Here is a 14,515-nt window from a genome sequence, read left to right as displayed (position 1 = left end):
ACGGGACGGGACGGGGCGCGGGCGCACGCCCTCAGGCGCGGGCCTCCGCCGCGGCGACGATCCAGTTCCTGAACTCGACGGCGTAGTGCCGCATGTGGTGGTCCAGGACGTCCTCGGGGCAGGCCGTGGGGAAGTAGACCGTCAGGCTCGCGGTGAACCCATCGGTGGTGTCGCCGAACTGGATCAGCGCCCGGCCGACGACCGTGCCGTCCTCCAGGAAGAGGTTCGAGGACTTCTTGTGCGGAAACTCCGCCTCCGGGCGGAGTTCGGCCGCGCCATCGGCCCAGGCCATCGCGGCCGTTCCCCAGCCACCCATGTAGAAGGAACAGACATGGGGGCCGATGTTCTCCACCACGCGCGCCCCGGTCTCGTCGGTGCCCATCACATAGTGCTCGGGGTGCGCCGCGAGGAGCGGGCGCTCGTCGCCGTCCTCGAAGGCCGCCTCCATCCAGGCCAGGAACTCGCCCGAACTCAGGCCACGCGCCGTGAGAACCGTGGTCCCCGCGTTGAACTTGCCGTCTGAGGTACGCGCGCACTCCCGCAGGGAGGCGTTGCCCTTCTCGATGTCCTCGGCCAGGAGATCGAGCAGGCCCTGGCGACCCAGTCGCGTCCGGAAGCGGTCCAGGGCGCGGCGCGCGTAGAACAGCTCCATGTCGTCGATGTTCCCGGCGTCGGTGGGCCCCGACTCGAGCGTCACGGTCACGGCCGGGGACGTCTGCTGGTCGGTCACGGGCGAATCCTCCACTCAAATGCGAACGTGCATGTACATTCACTTTACGCCGGTGAGAGTAGCCGGAGCGGTGCACCCCTTGTCAACAATCTCCTGCCCGGACCGTCGTCGAGTCGTCGATACGATGCGGGACATGACCGACGAGCACGACCGCCCGGCGCCGTACCGACAGCCGCAACAGGCGCGCAGCGCCGCGACGCTGGCCCGCGTGCTGCGCGCGGCAGAGGAGATCGCCGCCTCGTCCGGCCTGGAGGAGATGACGATCACCGGCGTCGCCGCACGCGCCGGCGTCTCGGTCGGCACCATCTACCGCCGCTTCGACGACAAAGAACAGCTGATCACCGCGCTGACGGAGCGGATGCTGGAACGGCGCGAGGAGTACGTGACCGAGCAGCTGCGCAAGGCCGAGCCATCACTCCCGGGTGTCATGGACGCCTACGCGCACGCCCTGCTGCAGTCCTTCGCCGACCACAGCAACCTCTTCCCCGAACTCCTGCGTACACGAGGGACCAAGCCCCCGGACCGCGGGGCCCGCACCATCACCGAGATCCACCGCCTCCTGCTCGATGCGGCAGCCCCCTACACCGACGAGATCCGCCGCTCCGACCCGCACAAGGCACTCGACACCGCGGCCCGCGCCATCCTCGGCGCCTGCTTCCACAACTCCGTACGCCCCGACCCCGCCACCGGCGAGGCGGCCCAGCGCCAGTACGCGGACGAACTCAGCGACATGGCCATCGCCTACCTCCTCACACCGGACCGCCGCGACACCGACCGCAACTGAGCCACCGTCGGCGGAGCAGCGCGAGCACTCGTGGGAGACGAGGTCCACGACGGCCGAGGCGGTGGTGCGGTGCCGGCACCGTTCCCGGTCAGATCAGTCCCGTGACCGTGACAGTGACATGAGCCCGCGTGCCCTGGTCCGAGACGGCCATCGCCAGGTGTTCCTCTGCCGCCCGGCGGGCGGCGCGGGCCACGTCCACCGTGCGGGAGTGGGCGAGTGCGACGAGTTGGATCTCGATGTGCCAGGGGTCGTCGGCGCCCCGTGGAGGGGTGAGCCGCACGCCGGAGGGCCCGGCACCCGCGGGTGGCACCGGGTGGGCGAGCGCGGAGCGCAGGCGCCCGGCGAGGTCGGGCTTGAGGAAGGCCACACCGGGCACATCGGCCACGGCGCGGGCGATGGCGTCGGTGAGCTGGTCGGGGATGCTGGTCCTGGTCATCGGGCTCGGCCTTCCTGGCCATCGGTCGTGCTGTCGATGAGGTCGGTGACACGGATGTCCACGGCCCCGACGGGCATGCCGAGGTCGCGGTCCGCCGCGTGCCACACCCGCGTACGGACATCCTCCGCGAGGTCGGGCAGGGAGGCGTCGAACGGTGCGTGGACCTCGAGTCCGACCTCGACCCGATCCGGTGCGCCCTGCCCGGGCAGGGGCCGAAGGCGGCAGGAACCGGCCCGCACACCGGGCACGGTCTCCGCGGCCGCGCGCAGGGTCCGTGCGGCGACCGCCTCCATCACCCACAGGTCCTCGTCGGGCTCCCCCAGGGGCAGCGGGCGGCCGGGACGCAGTTCGAGTCGTACGACGTCCATGACGCGGCGGGTCAACGCGGCCGTGTCGCCATGGACGGTGTCGTCCAGGGGTTCCCCGCGCAGGTCGCGTACCGCGGACTCCAGCTGGGTGAGATCCTCGACGGCGCTCCGGCAGTGCGGGCAAGCGTGCAGGTGCGGGTCGTCCGCCTGCTCCTCCCACGCACTCCACACCTGGGACAGCAGGCGGCCGCAGGGCAGTTGCTCGTCGTCGGCGCCCTCGGAGTGTGTGTTGGGCGGGTCGGTGTGAGCGGTCATCGCCAGGCCCCCAGTGCTTGAGTCAGGCAGCGTCGTGCACGGAAGACACGGGCGCGGACAGCCTCCTGGCTGATTCCGACCGCGTCCGCAATGAAGTCGTAGGGCCGGCCGTCCAGTTCGCGCAACACCCAGCACGCGCGCTGTTCGGCCGACAGTTGGTCGAGGGCGGCGCCCAGTTCGCGCACGGCGTCGCGGGCCTCGGTGATCCTGGCCGGTGAGACCGTGTGCTCGGGCGCGGGCACCTCCGCCGCCGTCTCCAGCGGCACGACCGGCCTGCGGGACCGCAGGATGTTCAGGCAACGATTGGTGACGATGCGGTACGTCCAGGTGCCGAACGACGCCGAGCCGTGGAACTCGGGGAGCCGCCGCCACGCACTGACGAAGGCGTCCTGCACGGCGTCCTCTGCCTCAGTGCGCGTGCCGAGCAGCCGTGTGGCCAGCCGCAACAGCGCGGGAGCATGCCGCTGGACGAGGACCGCGAAGGCGTCCTCGTCCCCTTCCGCGGCCCGGACCGCGAGGAGCGCGTCATCGGTCGCGCTCTCGCCCTCCGGCGGTCCGGTATCTCTGCGGGCACCCGCCACTGAGTGGCTCCTCTCGTGTCTTCCTGACCGTTGGACACACCTGCGCCGCATCTGTGACGCAGCATTTCGAGCATTTCGAAGTCCACTGCCACAGAGCCCGAAAAAGTTCTTCCTATGGGCGCGTCACAGATGCGTCCGGGCCGGGTCTATCCACGTAAGAGCATCTGACCGACCGCAGGAAGAAGGACACGCCATGAGCACGGACACGCAGAGCGCACCGGCCGCCAAGAACGTGCCGCTGGAGCGGGCCGGCCGGCCGCCGCAGACGACGGAGCTGTTCGGTGGCGCGACGGGAGCCGATCAGCCGGCCGCCGATCGCGGCAGGACGTCCATCGCCGATGTCGTCGTGGTGAAGATCGCCGGTCTCGCGGCACGGGAGATCCCCGGTGTCCACGACATGGGCGGCGGTCTCTCGCGCACCATCGGCGCCGTGCGCGACCGGGTGCCGGGCGGACGGCCGAACGTCGGACGGGGTGTGAAGGTCGAGGTGGGCGAGCGGCAGACGGCCATCGACGTCGACCTGGTGGTCGAGTACGGGGTCCCGATCGCAGACCTGGCCCGCGATGTGCGCGAGAACGTGATCTCCGCGGTGGAGCGCACCACCGGTCTGGAGGTGGTGGAGGTCAACGTCACGATCAACGACGTCCACCTGCCCGAGGACGACGAGGCACCCGCCGCGGAGAACCGCGTGGAGTGACGGGCTGGTCGTACGTACGGGCCGACGGAGGCGGCCGGGGCCCGGGGGCTTCGGCCGAGAAGGGGTGAGGTGGCAGCTGGTGGCAGTGACCAGAGCGATGACGGGGATGGTCGCCGGGATGGCGTTGGCGTTTGCTGGGTTTTTCGGGGGCTTCGGGGCGTTCCTGCTCGTGGCTGCCCTCGGCGCTCTGGGCGGAGCGGCGGGGCACTGGTTCGACGCCGGTGGGCGTGTCCAGGACCTGCGCGACGGCTGGGAACGGGGCCGGCGATGACCGGGGCCGCCGAGCGGGGCAAGACGGCCGTCTCGGACAGGGCCGTCCGCAAGATCGCCGGGCGTGCGGCCGGCGAGGTCGCGTCGGCCTCCGTCCGCACCGGGGCGGGTTCCGCGAGTGTGCGGGGACGCCGGGCGGACGTCGGGGTGAAGGTGGCGTTGCCGTTCCCTGCGCCGCTGCCCGAGGCGGCCCGCCTGATTCAGGATCATGTCACCAGCCGGACCCAGGAGTTGACGGGTCTTCACGTCAGCACGGCACAGGTTCATGTCACCGGGCTCCTTCCTGTACCGGCCACAAGGACCGCGGCGGAGCCCGCGACGGGTCTCGCGACGACCACGGCGGCCGACGACCCGGATGCCACGCACCGCGACTCCGAGGACTCCGGCTCACGCACACCCTTGCGCTGGTGGTCGCCGCGCAGGCTGCCGACGGCGCTGCTCGCTCTGGCGGCCGCCACCGCCTGCGGCGCACTGGCGGTCGACATGATCAGGGTGCATCTGGCACACCGTCCTGCCGCTTCCTGGCGCGCCGACACGGTCCACTGGCTGGAGCGGCACGGCCCGGACGCTCCCTTCGTCGGCATCGCCGCCGGCGCGCTCGCTCTCGTCGGAATCCTGATGATCGCCCTGGCCCTCAGCCCCGGGCGCCGCGGCCTGCTCACCATGACCTCCCCCGCCGCACACCTGCGGGTGGCCATGGACCGCACGGCGATCGCGCTTGTGGTGCGTGACGCCGTGGGAGACGTCCCGGGGGTGGGGGCCGTACGTGTCCGGGTGCGTCGGCGCCGTGTCGTCGTCCGTGCCCAACTGGCCTTCGGGGACAGGGCGATCGCGCGACGCGACATCCTGGCCGCGGCACACGGCGTCCTCGACGGCTGCTGCCTGCGACGCCCGCCGGGACTGCGCGTCAAGGTCCAAGAATCACACCACCAGAAGGGCCGTGCCACCGATGCCCCGTAGCCGTACGCTCCTGAACCGGATCGCGCTGGCCCTGTGCGGCCTGGTCGCCGTGGCGGTGGGCGGCTGGCTCTGCTCGGGACGCACGTCATGGCGGTCCACCGTCCCCGAACGGTGGTCCGCCCTCGGCGCCCACACCCCGCTCGTCCCCGCAGAGCGCCTGGCCTCGTTGCGCGGCCAGGAGTGGTGGACGCCCACCGTCATGGCCGCCGCGGCCGCCGCCACGGTCCTGCTCGCCTGGTGGGGTGCGCGGCAACTGCGCACCGGAAGCCGACGACTGGTGGCCCTGCCCACTTCACGAAGTCATCTGCGCACCCGCGCCCTGGAGGACACGCTGGCCGCTCTCGTGGAGGACGTCGACGGTGTCGCCCACTGCCGGTCCCGGGTACGGGGCGGGACACGGACAGATCGGCTCGACGCCGTGCTGCGGGTGCGTCTTCACCACGACACCACACCCTCCACCGTCCTCCCCCCACTCACCAGGATCGCCTCGGACACAGGGGACGCGCTCGACCCGTACCGTTTCCACATGCACATCCGATTCTCCGCACGCTCGCACCGCAGGCCGCATGTCCGCTGACCCGCACGCCCTCGACGGGACGTCGCGCGAGCGCGGCCCACGCCCCCTCCCGTCGGGCGGCGACGGTCCCGTGTCGGCCTGGCGGGCCGCGCTGCGCCGCACCCCGGTGTCGATGTGGCGCGACGACATGTCGGACTCCGCGGCCGCGCTCACGTACTACGCGATCCTGTCCGTCCTGCCCTCCCTGCTGGTCATCTCCCTGGCGTTCAGCCTCATCAGCCCGCAGACGGCCGAGCAATTCATCGCCCACGTCAGCGATTACGCACCCGGCCAGTCCGGCACCCAGCTCCACGACGTGTTGTCCCGGGCGCTGCACCACGGCACGGCCGCCTGGACCCTGTTGTGCGTCGGCGCGGTCAGCGCGCTGTGGTCGGCCTCCAGTTACCTCGCGGTGTTCCGTCGTGCGGTCCACCGGATGCACCGGGTCGCGGACCGCCGCTCGACCTGGCACAAGGCCCACCGCATCCTGATCACGGCGCTCGCCCTGCTCGGCATCCTCGTCCTCAGCGCCCTGGTGCTGCTGATGACCGGTCCGGTCGCCGAGACACTGGGCCGCTACCTCGGCCTCGGCACCGTCGCCGCGTGGGCCTGGAGCCTGTTGCGCTGGCCGATGCTGCTGTGCGTGGTCGCTCTGCTCGTCGTCATCGTCTTCCGCACCGGCCCCGCGCAGGCCCGCGTCCGCGCCCACAGCATCCCCGGCGGCGCCCTGGCGGCCTTCCTGTGGCTGTGCGCCTCCGCCGGATTCGCTTTCTACACCGCGGAGTTGAGCACCTACAGCAGGCTCTACGGCTCGCTGGCGGGCGCCGTGGTCTTCCTCGTCTGGCTGTGGTTGTCCAACCTGGCCCTGCTCGCCGGCGCACAGTTCACCGCGGAGCTCAGCGTGGCGGAGGAGCGGGAGTCGGGCTGAGCGAGACATTGCCACCCCTGCCCAGGAAACGCCCACTCCTGCCACCCGGGGGCACACTGCCGCAGCGACAATGGTTCTATTGCTTGCGCAATAGTTAAAGTGTCGGTCACATGCGGCGCAGCGCCGCGCCGCCGCCAGGCAAGGAGTGCCGGATGTTCTCGGACGTGGGCCCACTGGAGCTGGTCACCATCGCCGTGATCGGTGTGCTCCTGTTCGGGCCGGACAAACTGCCGGAGTTCCTGCAGAACGCGGCCCGCACCGTACAGAAGATCCGGGAGCTCTCCGACAGTGCCCAGCAGGAGATCCGCTCCGATCTCGGCCCGGAATTCCAGGACTTCGACGTGCGGGACCTGCACCCGAAGGCGTTCGTGCGCAAGCACGTGCTGAGTGGCGATACCGGCCTCGGCCGGGAGCTCGACGCGATCCAGGAAGCGCTCGACCCGCGGCGCGAACTGACCGATGCCGCCGACTCCCTTCAAGGTGCCGTCAGCCTGGCGAAGCCCACGACGTCCCCCGGGGACACCCGGCCCGCCGCCTTCGATCCCGATGCCACCTGACCGAAGTCACGCCCGCACCACGAGAGTTCAGGGGATGTGTCATGCCGAAAACAGCGACTGCGAACACCCACGGCCAGGAGCTCGCAATCCTTGAGGGCGGGCCGGCCAACGGACTGCGCCTGCGCGTACAGGACGAGCCGCTGCGCTACGGGTTCGACTGCGCAAGCCCGTGAGGGGCGGACTCGGGCCCGGCCGTACAGGCATCCCCTTGCACAACTATAGAGTTGCGCAATAAAGCAATGTACGAACACGAACGGAGATCGACCGAGACATGGGCATCATCAGCTGGATCATCCTGGGCCTCATAGCCGGAGCCATCGCCAAGCTCCTGCTCCCCGGCCGCGATCCGGGCGGCCTCATCGGCACCACACTCATCGGCGTCGCGGGCGCGTTCGTGGGCGGCTGGCTGTCGGCCCGCTTCCTCGACCGCCCCGTCGCAAGGGAGTTCTTCGACCTGCCCACCTGGGGCGCCGCGATCGGCGGCTCGCTCGTTCTCCTCATCGGCTACCGGGTCCTGTTCGGCAACTCGCGGGACTGACACCTTCCCTCGCGTCGGCTTCCTCCTCGCGCCTCTCGCCCGGCGCCAGCAGGAGCACCTCAAGGGCCCGCGCACATGCGCGGGCCCTTTCCAGGAACCATGGCAGGGCTGCCGTGGTGATCAGTTCCGGGGTCGCCCGCACCGCCAGCGCGAATCGTGCGTGGCCGGCCCGGTCGAGGACCGGTACCGCGAGGGTGCGCACGCCGTGTGCCGACTCGCCGTCGTTGAGGGCATGGCCGTCCTCACGGACCCGCGCCAACTCCGCCCTCAGGGCGTCCCGTTCGACGATGGTGCGCTCGGTGAAGGCATGCAGTGGCGGCAGTGCGTCGAGGGCGGCGTCGCCGGGGCGGGGCCAGGCGAGGAGCACCTTGCCGAGCGCCGTCGAGTGCAACGGGCGGCGCAGACCCACCTTCGGCGTGACCGAACCGCCCGCGACGATCACCGCGTACGGGCCGCTGCGCAGGGCCAAGTCGGCGGTCGCACCGGTGCGTTCGGCCAGGTCGGCGAGTTCAGGTGCCGCCAGGTGCAGGCCGCGCTGATGGTAGGAGAGGCGGCCCAGCTCGGTGACCGAAGGGCCCAGCCGGTAGCGGGAGGTGCGGAAGTCCTGCTCCAGGAAGCCGGCGGTCAGAAGCGTGCGGGCCAACCGGTGCGCTGTGGACACCGGAAGCTCCAGACGCCGCGCCAGGTCCGACGCGCTGAGGTCGGGTCCGTTGTCGTGGAAACAGTGCAGGAGGTCGAGCGCGCGGCGCACCGCCTGTGCGCCGGCCGGTGCGCGCGCCGGAGAAGGGACGTCGACGGCGGCCGGGCGGTGGACACCGGAAGTGGGGTCGGGCACGGCGGTCCTCAAGGGTGGGTGGCACGAGGTCTCTCACATTACGGCAGGCACGCGGCACCTGAAATGGCCCTCTGCAATGCTGCGTTCACACCCGTTCCCACATGATGGGAAGCCGCTTGCCGTGCCGTCGGAAGGCGTGCCACGCTGCGGCCACAGCACACACCGTGCCCGTACCGGGGAAGGGAGCCGCGCCATGCACCGTCGCACCGACCGCGTCGCGCCCGCCGCCCTCCCGGTCATGGCCGCGTTCACGCTGCGCCGCCACATCGACCTGGTCCGCGTGACCAGCGCCGCCTGTCGCCGCGCCGGCGCCCGCACCCGCGTCTGACGCGTTCCGCCGCCGCGCCTCACACCCGTACGACCTCGCGCACCCCGACAGGCCCCTCTCGGCCTGCCCGCGCGCCCCCGCGCCCCCTCACTGCCTCCTGAATCCGGGACCCGCCATGCCTGCGCACACCCTGACCCGCGCCGCCCCCGACACCCTCTGGTTCACCCGCTGTCCGGTTCCCACGGCCACCGGCATCGCCGCCGACCGGCAGTGGCTGGCCGAGGAGTTCGCCGCCGACGGCATCGCCGTACGGTCCTTGCAGGACGCGGCGCCCGATGTCGACCGGCAGACGCACTACACGCACGCCCTGCCCGGCCTGTTCCGCGAGGGCGGCAACGTGCCCGCCCTGTGGGCCCGGGCGCGCGGTGAGCGGACCCGGCTGATCGGGCTGACCTGGATCGAGGAACGCCAGGCGATCCTCGTGCGGCCCGACAGCACGGTGCACGGGGCCGAGGACCTGCGCGGTCTGCGGGTGGCCGCGCCCCGGCACACCATCGCGATCGACTTCTGGCGTGCCATGGCCCTGCGCGGCTTCGAGGGTGTCCTCGCCTCCGCAGGACTCACGCTCGACGACGTCCGCCTCGTCGACATCTCCGGCGACGGCTACCACGGGCAGTGGGGCGCCGAACTCGACGCCCTGCGGCACGGTGACGTCGATGCCGTCTACGTGAAGGGAGCCCTCGCCGTCGAGGCGGCCCGCCGTGCCGGTGCCCGCGTCGCCGTGGAACTCGACGAGCTGCCCGACCGCGGCCACCGCGTCAACAACGGCACCCCGCGCCCCATCACCGTGCACCAGCAGCTCCTCGACGACCACCCGGACCTCGTCGACCGGTTCCTCGCCGTGCTGCTGCGCGCCGCCGACTGGGCCGCGGGACACCCCGCCGACGTGGCCCGCATCCTCGGCGCCGAGACCGGGGCCGGCGCCGAAGGTGTCACCGGGGCCTACCGGCACGGCACCCACCGCTCCCTGCACCCGGACCTGTCCGCGGACCGCCTCGGCCTGCTCGCCGTGCAGGAAGAGCGGCTGCGCGCGCACGGCTTCCTGCCCGCCGCCGTCGACGTACGCCAGTGGTCCGACCCCGAGCCGCTGCGCCGCGCCCGGCAGCTCCATCCCATCCCTGAACGCCCGTGAGGACCCCCGCCATGCGCATACCGAAATCCGTCGCCGCCCTCGCTGGAGCCGCCGCACTCACCGCCCTCGCCTCGGGGTGCGGCACTTCGGAGGCCGACGCCGGGAAGGCAGCGGGCAAGCAGGTCACCGTCCGCATCCCCGACCCCGGCAACTCCGGCGTCCTCGCGGTGGGCAAGAAGGACGGCAGCCTCGACAAGGCCCTCGCCAAGGTGCACGCCAAGGTCGAGTGGACCGGCAGCGCGGGCCCGTTCGCGCCCGCCGCGCAGGCCATGAACGCGAACCAGCTCGACATCGCCACCGGCTCGATCACCTCGGGCATCACCTCGCTCACCCAGACGCCCGGCTTCGAGTTCTTCTCGGCGACCGCACCCGACGGCGCCGGCGAGGGCATCCTCGCCAAGAAGGGCTCCGGCATCGGCTCCATCGAGGACCTGGTCGGCAAGAAGGTCGCCGTCAACCAGGGCGGGACCGGCGAGTACCTCCTCCTCAAGGCGCTCGCCGAGCACGACATCCCCGCATCCAAGGTGCAGCGGGTCTATCTCAAGCCCGACCAGACCGCGGCCGTCTTCAACAGCGGCAAGGTCGACGCCTGGGCCGCCTGGGCCGCCAACTCGGTCGCCGAACTCGGCACCGGCAAGGCCACGTTCATCGCCACCGGCAAGCAGATCGGATCGGACAACTACAGCCTCAACGCCGTCCGCACCGCCTTCGCCGACCAGCACCCCGAGGTCGTCCGCGCCCTCTACGACTACCTGCACACCTCCGGCGCGAAGCAGAAGCGGGACCCGGCCGCCTACCTCAACGTGAACACCGACGCCGGACCGCAGGCACTGACCGGCGCCGCGAAGAGCGCCCAGATCGCCATCACCCGGCAGGCCGGCACGGTCGAACCCGTCACACCGGCCGACATCAAGCGGTTCGAGGGCGTCGCCCGGTTCTACGCCGAGCAGAAGGTCACCAAGACGACCGTGGACGTCGCGGCCCACGTCCTGGACGTGGAGAAGCTGTCATGACGACACCGAGCACCACGCTGGTGGCGCCCCGCCCGCCTCGCGTCAGCCCCCGCCGCCGCGGCCACGCCGCGATCGTACGGGCCCTCGGACCGCTCGGCCTGCTCGCCGTGTGGTGGATCGCGTCCGCGACCGGCGTCCTCACCAAGGACGTCCTGGCCTCCCCGGCTCAAGTCGTCTCCGCCGTCGGCGAGTTGTGGGGCAACGGCCAGCTCCCCGACGCGCTGGCCACCTCCCTCACCCGCTCCGGCCTCGGCCTGGTCATCGGGCTCACGGCCGGACTGACCCTCGGCGTCGTCACCGGCTTCACCCGTCTCGGCGACGAACTCCTCGACTCCTCCATCCAGACCCTGCGCACCATCCCGTTCCTCGCCCTGGTGCCCCTGTTCATGGTCTGGTTCGGCATCAACGAGGCCGCCAAGATCCTGCTGATCGCCGTCGCCACCACCTTCCCCATGTACGTCGCCACCTACGGAGGTGTGCGCAACGCCGACCGCAAGCTCGTCGAGGCCATGCGCAGCTTCGGTATGAGCCGCATCGCCATCGTCCGTGAGGTCGTGCTGCCCGGCGCGCTGCCCTCGCTCCTGTCGGGCCTGCGCCTGTCGATGACGCTCAGCGTGATCGCCCTGATCGCCGCCGAGGAGATCAACGCCACGGCCGGCATCGGCTATCTGATGGCCCAGGCCCAGAGCTACGCCCGCACCGACATCCTCGCGGTCTGCATCGTGGTCTACGGCCTGCTCGGCCTCACCGCCGACGCCGCCGTACGCCTGCTGGAACACCTCCTGATGCCCTGGCGCGGGGCGGCGCAGGGGGCGGCGCGATGACCGGCCCCACCGGCGACACCGCCGTCCACATCCACGGCCTGCGCCGCGTCTTCGGCGACCGGGCGGTCCTCGACGGCATCGAACTCACCGTCCGGCGCGGCGAGTTCGTGGCCCTGCTCGGCGCGAGCGGCAGCGGTAAGACGACCCTGCTGCGGATCCTCGGCGCGCTCGACGGGGCCGACGACGGCGAGGTGCTGGTGCCGCGGGCCCGCACCGTCGTGTTCCAGGAACCACGCCTCGTCCCGTTCAAGAAGGTGCTCGCGAACGTCGCCGTCGCCCTGCCCCGCGGCCGCGCCACCCAGGAGCGGGCCCGCACCGCGCTCACCGAGGTCGGCCTCGACCGGCACACCGACGCCTGGCCCGGCACCCTCTCCGGCGGCGAGGCCCAGCGGGTGGCACTGGCCCGCGCCCTGGTCCGCGAACCCGAACTCCTGCTCCTGGACGAGCCGTTCGCCGCCCTCGACGCGCTCACCCGCCTCAAGATGCAGGACCTCGTCGGCGACCTGTGCCGGATCCACCGGCCCGCCGTCCTCCTGGTCACCCACGACGTGGACGAGGCCATCCGCCTCGCCGACCGGGTCTGTGTCCTGCGCGACGGGCGGCTCGTCACCGACGAGGACGTCACCGTCGAACGCCCCCGCGACCCCGGTGACCCCGCCTTCGCCGGGCTGCGCCGCCGCCTCCTCGCCGACCTCGGCGTCCACCCCACCACCCGCACACCCCTCCCGACAGGAGCCCACTGAATGACCGTCACCATCGGTGTTCACAACAGCAATCCGACGCTCTACTACCTCTCCCGCCTCGACTACGCCCAGGAAGAACTGGCGGCGCTCGGCGAGAGCGCCGCCTTCCACCCGTACACCAACGGCGTACGCACCGGAGAGCTCCTGACCGACGGTGTCATCGACTTCGGCGGCACCGGCTCCACCCCGCCCATCACCGCCCAGGCCGCCGGTCACGACATCGTCTACACCGCCGTCTCCTCGCCGCGCCCGGACCACGGCGCGCTGCTCGTCCTGGCGGACAGCCCGCACGAGACCGCCGCCGACCTCAAGGGCGCCACCGTGCACCTCGCGATCGGCTCCTGGCAGACCCACCTGGTGGCCAAGGCCCTCGACGCGGCCGGGCTCTCCTACGCCACCGACATCACGGCCGAGCGGTCCGCCGAGGACAGTGAACAGCGGCTGCGCGCAGGAGAGATCGACGCCTGGGTGGCACAGGGCCCGCACCTCGTCGCCGCGCTGCGCACCGGAGGCGTCCGCGTCCTGCTGCGCACCGCCGACGTCATCACGGACCGGTCCGTCTTCTTCGCCCGCCGCGATCTTGCCGAGCAGCGGCCCGAGATCGTGGCCGCGCTCGTTCGCGCCCTGCAACGGGCGGACGACTGGGCCGCCGCACATCCCCGCGAAGCCGCCGCGATCGCCGCCGAACACCAAGGCGGCGACGTCGACGACTGGGAGACCGCGCTGAGGGCGCTGCCCTGGCACATCGAGGATGTCACGGAGGTGTTCCTCGCCGAACAGCAGGAAGCGGCGGACATCTTCGTGCGCGCGGGGTTCATCGAGCGGGCCGTGACGGTCGCGGACGCCGTCGCCGTCGCCGTCGCCGGGGAGCACCGGCCGTGACGAACAACGACGCACCCGAAGTCCTCTGGTACATCATCCCGCGCGAAGGTGCCTACCCCTGGGAGCCGGAGGGCCGCCGCCCGGTCGACCTGGGCTACCTCCAGCAGCTCGCGGGAACCGTCGAACGCCTCGGCTACAGCGGAGCTTTGCTCGCCACCGACCTCTACGACGTGTGGCCGCTCGGCAGCGCCCTGGCCGCCTCGACAGGCCCTGCCTTCCAGCCGCTGCTCGCGGTCCACCCGGGCCTGATCTCGCCGACCCTGCTGGCGAAGATGGCCCTCAGCTTCGACACCCTCTTCGGCGGCCGCCTGCGCTTCAACGTGGTCAACGGCTCCACCAAGTCGCTGCGGGAGTACGGACTTCACGTCGAGCACGACGAACGGTACGAGCTCAGCGCCGAGTACTGGTCGATCGTCAAACGCCTCACGGCCGGCGAGGTCTTCGACCACAAGGGCCGCTTCTACGACCTCAGAGACGCGGGCGCCTCCTTCCGCGACCTCAAGCCGGTGCAGTCCCCGCACGTCCCGTTGTGGTTCGGCGGATCGTCGGAGCCGGGCATCGAGATGGCGGCCGAGCATGTCGACGTCTACCTCACCTGGGCCGAGCCCCCGCACCTGCTCAAGGAGAAGCTCGACCGGGTCCGCGCCCGCGCCGCCGCGTACGGCCGGACCCTCCGCGTCGGCCTGCGAGTGCACCTCATCGTCCGCGACACGGAGGACGAGGCGTGGGCCGCCGCCGACCGCCTCCTCGACGTGACGAGCGAGGCGACGTACGCACGCCAACTCGGCGCCAAGGAGGGCGAGGACGGCACCGGCTGGCAGCGCCAGTTCCGCCAGCACGGTGGCCGCGTCCCCGCCCGGGCCCGTGAGCTGGAGACCCACCCGAACCTGTGGCCGGGCATGAGCCTGTTCCGCCCGGGGCCCGGCACGGCGGTCGTCGGCTCGACGGCCCAAGTCATCGAACGACTACAGGAGTTCAGGGACCTGGGCGTCGACACCTTCATCCTCTCCGGAAACCCGCTCCTGGAAGAGGCCTACCGGGTGGCGGAGACGGTGCTGCCGGCCTTGGGGGTGGGCGGACGCAGGTGACCGGCCAGCC

At 71.7% G+C, this 14,515-nt stretch carries 21 protein-coding genes; 16 read left to right on the top strand and 5 right to left on the bottom strand.

The window, feature by feature from the left end; all coding sequences use genetic code 11:
* Positions 1 to 31: 31 nt before the first annotated feature.
* On the bottom strand, positions 32 to 730 hold the full coding sequence (locus tag OKJ99_RS08595) for a hypothetical protein (protein ID WP_326015245.1): 699 nt from the start codon (positions 728 to 730) through the stop codon (positions 32 to 34).
* A gap of 133 nt (positions 731 to 863) precedes the next feature.
* Between OKJ99_RS08595 and OKJ99_RS08590 the strand changes: the two genes are divergently transcribed.
* Positions 864 to 1,514, top strand: a complete 651-nt coding sequence (locus OKJ99_RS08590) for a TetR/AcrR family transcriptional regulator (RefSeq protein ID WP_326015244.1) — start codon at positions 864 to 866, stop codon at positions 1,512 to 1,514.
* A gap of 88 nt (positions 1,515 to 1,602) precedes the next feature.
* Here the strand turns inward: OKJ99_RS08590 and OKJ99_RS08585 are convergent, their stop codons facing one another.
* The 3 genes from OKJ99_RS08585 to OKJ99_RS08575 are packed head-to-tail and all read right to left on the bottom strand — an operon-like array spanning position 1,603 to position 3,154.
* Entirely contained in the window at positions 1,603 to 1,950 is a 348-nt protein-coding gene (locus OKJ99_RS08585) for a hypothetical protein (protein ID WP_326015243.1), read from the bottom strand.
* Positions 1,947 to 2,573: an Asp23/Gls24 family envelope stress response protein gene (locus tag OKJ99_RS08580; protein ID WP_326015242.1), complete on the bottom strand. Its 627-nt coding sequence runs from the start codon at positions 2,571 to 2,573 to the stop codon at positions 1,947 to 1,949. The genes OKJ99_RS08585 and OKJ99_RS08580 overlap by 4 nt, the downstream gene beginning before the upstream one ends.
* Positions 2,570 to 3,154 (bottom strand): RNA polymerase sigma factor, encoded by a 585-nt coding sequence (locus OKJ99_RS08575; protein WP_326015241.1) that lies wholly within the window; start codon positions 3,152 to 3,154, stop codon positions 2,570 to 2,572. Before OKJ99_RS08575 ends, OKJ99_RS08580 begins: the two co-directional genes overlap by 4 nt.
* Positions 3,155 to 3,347: 193 nt before the next feature.
* On the opposite strand from OKJ99_RS08575, the gene OKJ99_RS08570 reads away from it, so the two are divergent.
* The 8 genes from OKJ99_RS08570 to OKJ99_RS08535 all read left to right on the top strand — a co-directional run bounded on the left by OKJ99_RS08570 (position 3,348) and on the right by OKJ99_RS08535 (position 7,660).
* Entirely contained in the window at positions 3,348 to 3,851 is a 504-nt protein-coding gene (locus OKJ99_RS08570) for an Asp23/Gls24 family envelope stress response protein (protein WP_326015239.1), read from the top strand.
* A gap of 79 nt (positions 3,852 to 3,930) precedes the next feature.
* Positions 3,931 to 4,122 carry a hypothetical protein gene (locus OKJ99_RS08565; protein ID WP_326015275.1) on the top strand — a complete coding sequence of 64 codons (192 nt, stop codon included), beginning with the start codon at positions 3,931 to 3,933 and terminating at the stop codon, positions 4,120 to 4,122.
* A complete protein-coding gene (locus OKJ99_RS08560; RefSeq protein WP_326015238.1) occupies positions 4,119 to 5,081 on the top strand; it encodes a DUF6286 domain-containing protein in 963 nt (320 codons plus the stop codon). Before OKJ99_RS08565 ends, OKJ99_RS08560 begins: the two co-directional genes overlap by 4 nt.
* A complete protein-coding gene (locus tag OKJ99_RS08555; RefSeq protein ID WP_326015237.1) occupies positions 5,071 to 5,658 on the top strand; it encodes a hypothetical protein in 588 nt (195 codons plus the stop codon). The genes OKJ99_RS08560 and OKJ99_RS08555 overlap by 11 nt, the downstream gene beginning before the upstream one ends.
* Positions 5,648 to 6,565: a YihY/virulence factor BrkB family protein gene (locus OKJ99_RS08550; protein ID WP_407700661.1), complete on the top strand. Its 918-nt coding sequence runs from the start codon at positions 5,648 to 5,650 to the stop codon at positions 6,563 to 6,565. The genes OKJ99_RS08555 and OKJ99_RS08550 overlap by 11 nt, the downstream gene beginning before the upstream one ends.
* A 152-nt stretch (positions 6,566 to 6,717) precedes the next feature.
* A complete protein-coding gene (locus OKJ99_RS08545) occupies positions 6,718 to 7,122 on the top strand; it encodes a sec-independent translocase (protein ID WP_326015236.1) in 405 nt (134 codons plus the stop codon).
* Positions 7,123 to 7,163: 41 nt separating this feature from the next.
* Entirely contained in the window at positions 7,164 to 7,295 is a 132-nt protein-coding gene (locus tag OKJ99_RS08540; protein ID WP_326015235.1) for a hypothetical protein, read from the top strand.
* A gap of 98 nt (positions 7,296 to 7,393) precedes the next feature.
* Positions 7,394 to 7,660: a GlsB/YeaQ/YmgE family stress response membrane protein gene (locus OKJ99_RS08535; protein WP_326015233.1), complete on the top strand. Its 267-nt coding sequence runs from the start codon at positions 7,394 to 7,396 to the stop codon at positions 7,658 to 7,660.
* Here the strand turns inward: OKJ99_RS08535 and OKJ99_RS08530 are convergent.
* On the bottom strand, positions 7,620 to 8,411 hold the full coding sequence (locus OKJ99_RS08530) for an IclR family transcriptional regulator (RefSeq protein ID WP_326015272.1): 792 nt from the start codon (positions 8,409 to 8,411) through the stop codon (positions 7,620 to 7,622). The genes OKJ99_RS08535 and OKJ99_RS08530 overlap by 41 nt on opposite strands.
* Positions 8,412 to 8,688: 277 nt before the next feature.
* Here OKJ99_RS08530 and OKJ99_RS08525 point away from each other — a divergent pair, with 277 nt between their 5' ends.
* From OKJ99_RS08525 to OKJ99_RS08495, 7 genes are all read left to right on the top strand, one after another.
* Entirely contained in the window at positions 8,689 to 8,823 is a 135-nt protein-coding gene (locus OKJ99_RS08525) for a putative leader peptide (protein ID WP_326015232.1), read from the top strand.
* 115 nt (positions 8,824 to 8,938) lie between these two features.
* Entirely contained in the window at positions 8,939 to 9,955 is a 1,017-nt protein-coding gene (locus OKJ99_RS08520; RefSeq protein ID WP_326015231.1) for an ABC transporter substrate-binding protein, read from the top strand.
* An 11-nt stretch (positions 9,956 to 9,966) separates the two neighbouring features.
* A complete protein-coding gene (locus OKJ99_RS08515) occupies positions 9,967 to 10,968 on the top strand; it encodes an NrtA/SsuA/CpmA family ABC transporter substrate-binding protein (protein ID WP_326015230.1) in 1,002 nt (333 codons plus the stop codon).
* Positions 10,965 to 11,792, top strand: coding sequence for an ABC transporter permease (locus OKJ99_RS08510; protein WP_326015229.1), 828 nt, complete (start codon positions 10,965 to 10,967; stop codon positions 11,790 to 11,792). Before OKJ99_RS08515 ends, OKJ99_RS08510 begins: the two co-directional genes overlap by 4 nt.
* The gene (locus tag OKJ99_RS08505; protein ID WP_326015228.1) at positions 11,789 to 12,535 is read left to right on the top strand and encodes an ABC transporter ATP-binding protein; all 747 of its coding nucleotides are present in this window, start codon (positions 11,789 to 11,791) and stop codon (positions 12,533 to 12,535) included. Before OKJ99_RS08510 ends, OKJ99_RS08505 begins: the two co-directional genes overlap by 4 nt.
* Positions 12,536 to 13,417: an ABC transporter substrate-binding protein gene (locus tag OKJ99_RS08500; protein ID WP_326015226.1), complete on the top strand. Its 882-nt coding sequence runs from the start codon at positions 12,536 to 12,538 to the stop codon at positions 13,415 to 13,417.
* Complete coding sequence (locus OKJ99_RS08495) at positions 13,414 to 14,505, top strand: LLM class flavin-dependent oxidoreductase (protein WP_326015225.1); 1,092 nt, start codon at positions 13,414 to 13,416, stop codon at positions 14,503 to 14,505. Before OKJ99_RS08500 ends, OKJ99_RS08495 begins: the two co-directional genes overlap by 4 nt.
* Positions 14,506 to 14,515: the final 10 nt, after the last annotated feature.

The sequence above is a fragment of the Streptomyces endophyticus genome (assembly GCF_035798155.1).
In the GTDB taxonomy this organism is placed as follows: Bacteria; Actinomycetota; Actinomycetes; order Streptomycetales; family Streptomycetaceae; genus Streptomyces; species Streptomyces endophyticus.
This window is presented reverse-complemented; position numbering and strand designations above follow the sequence as displayed.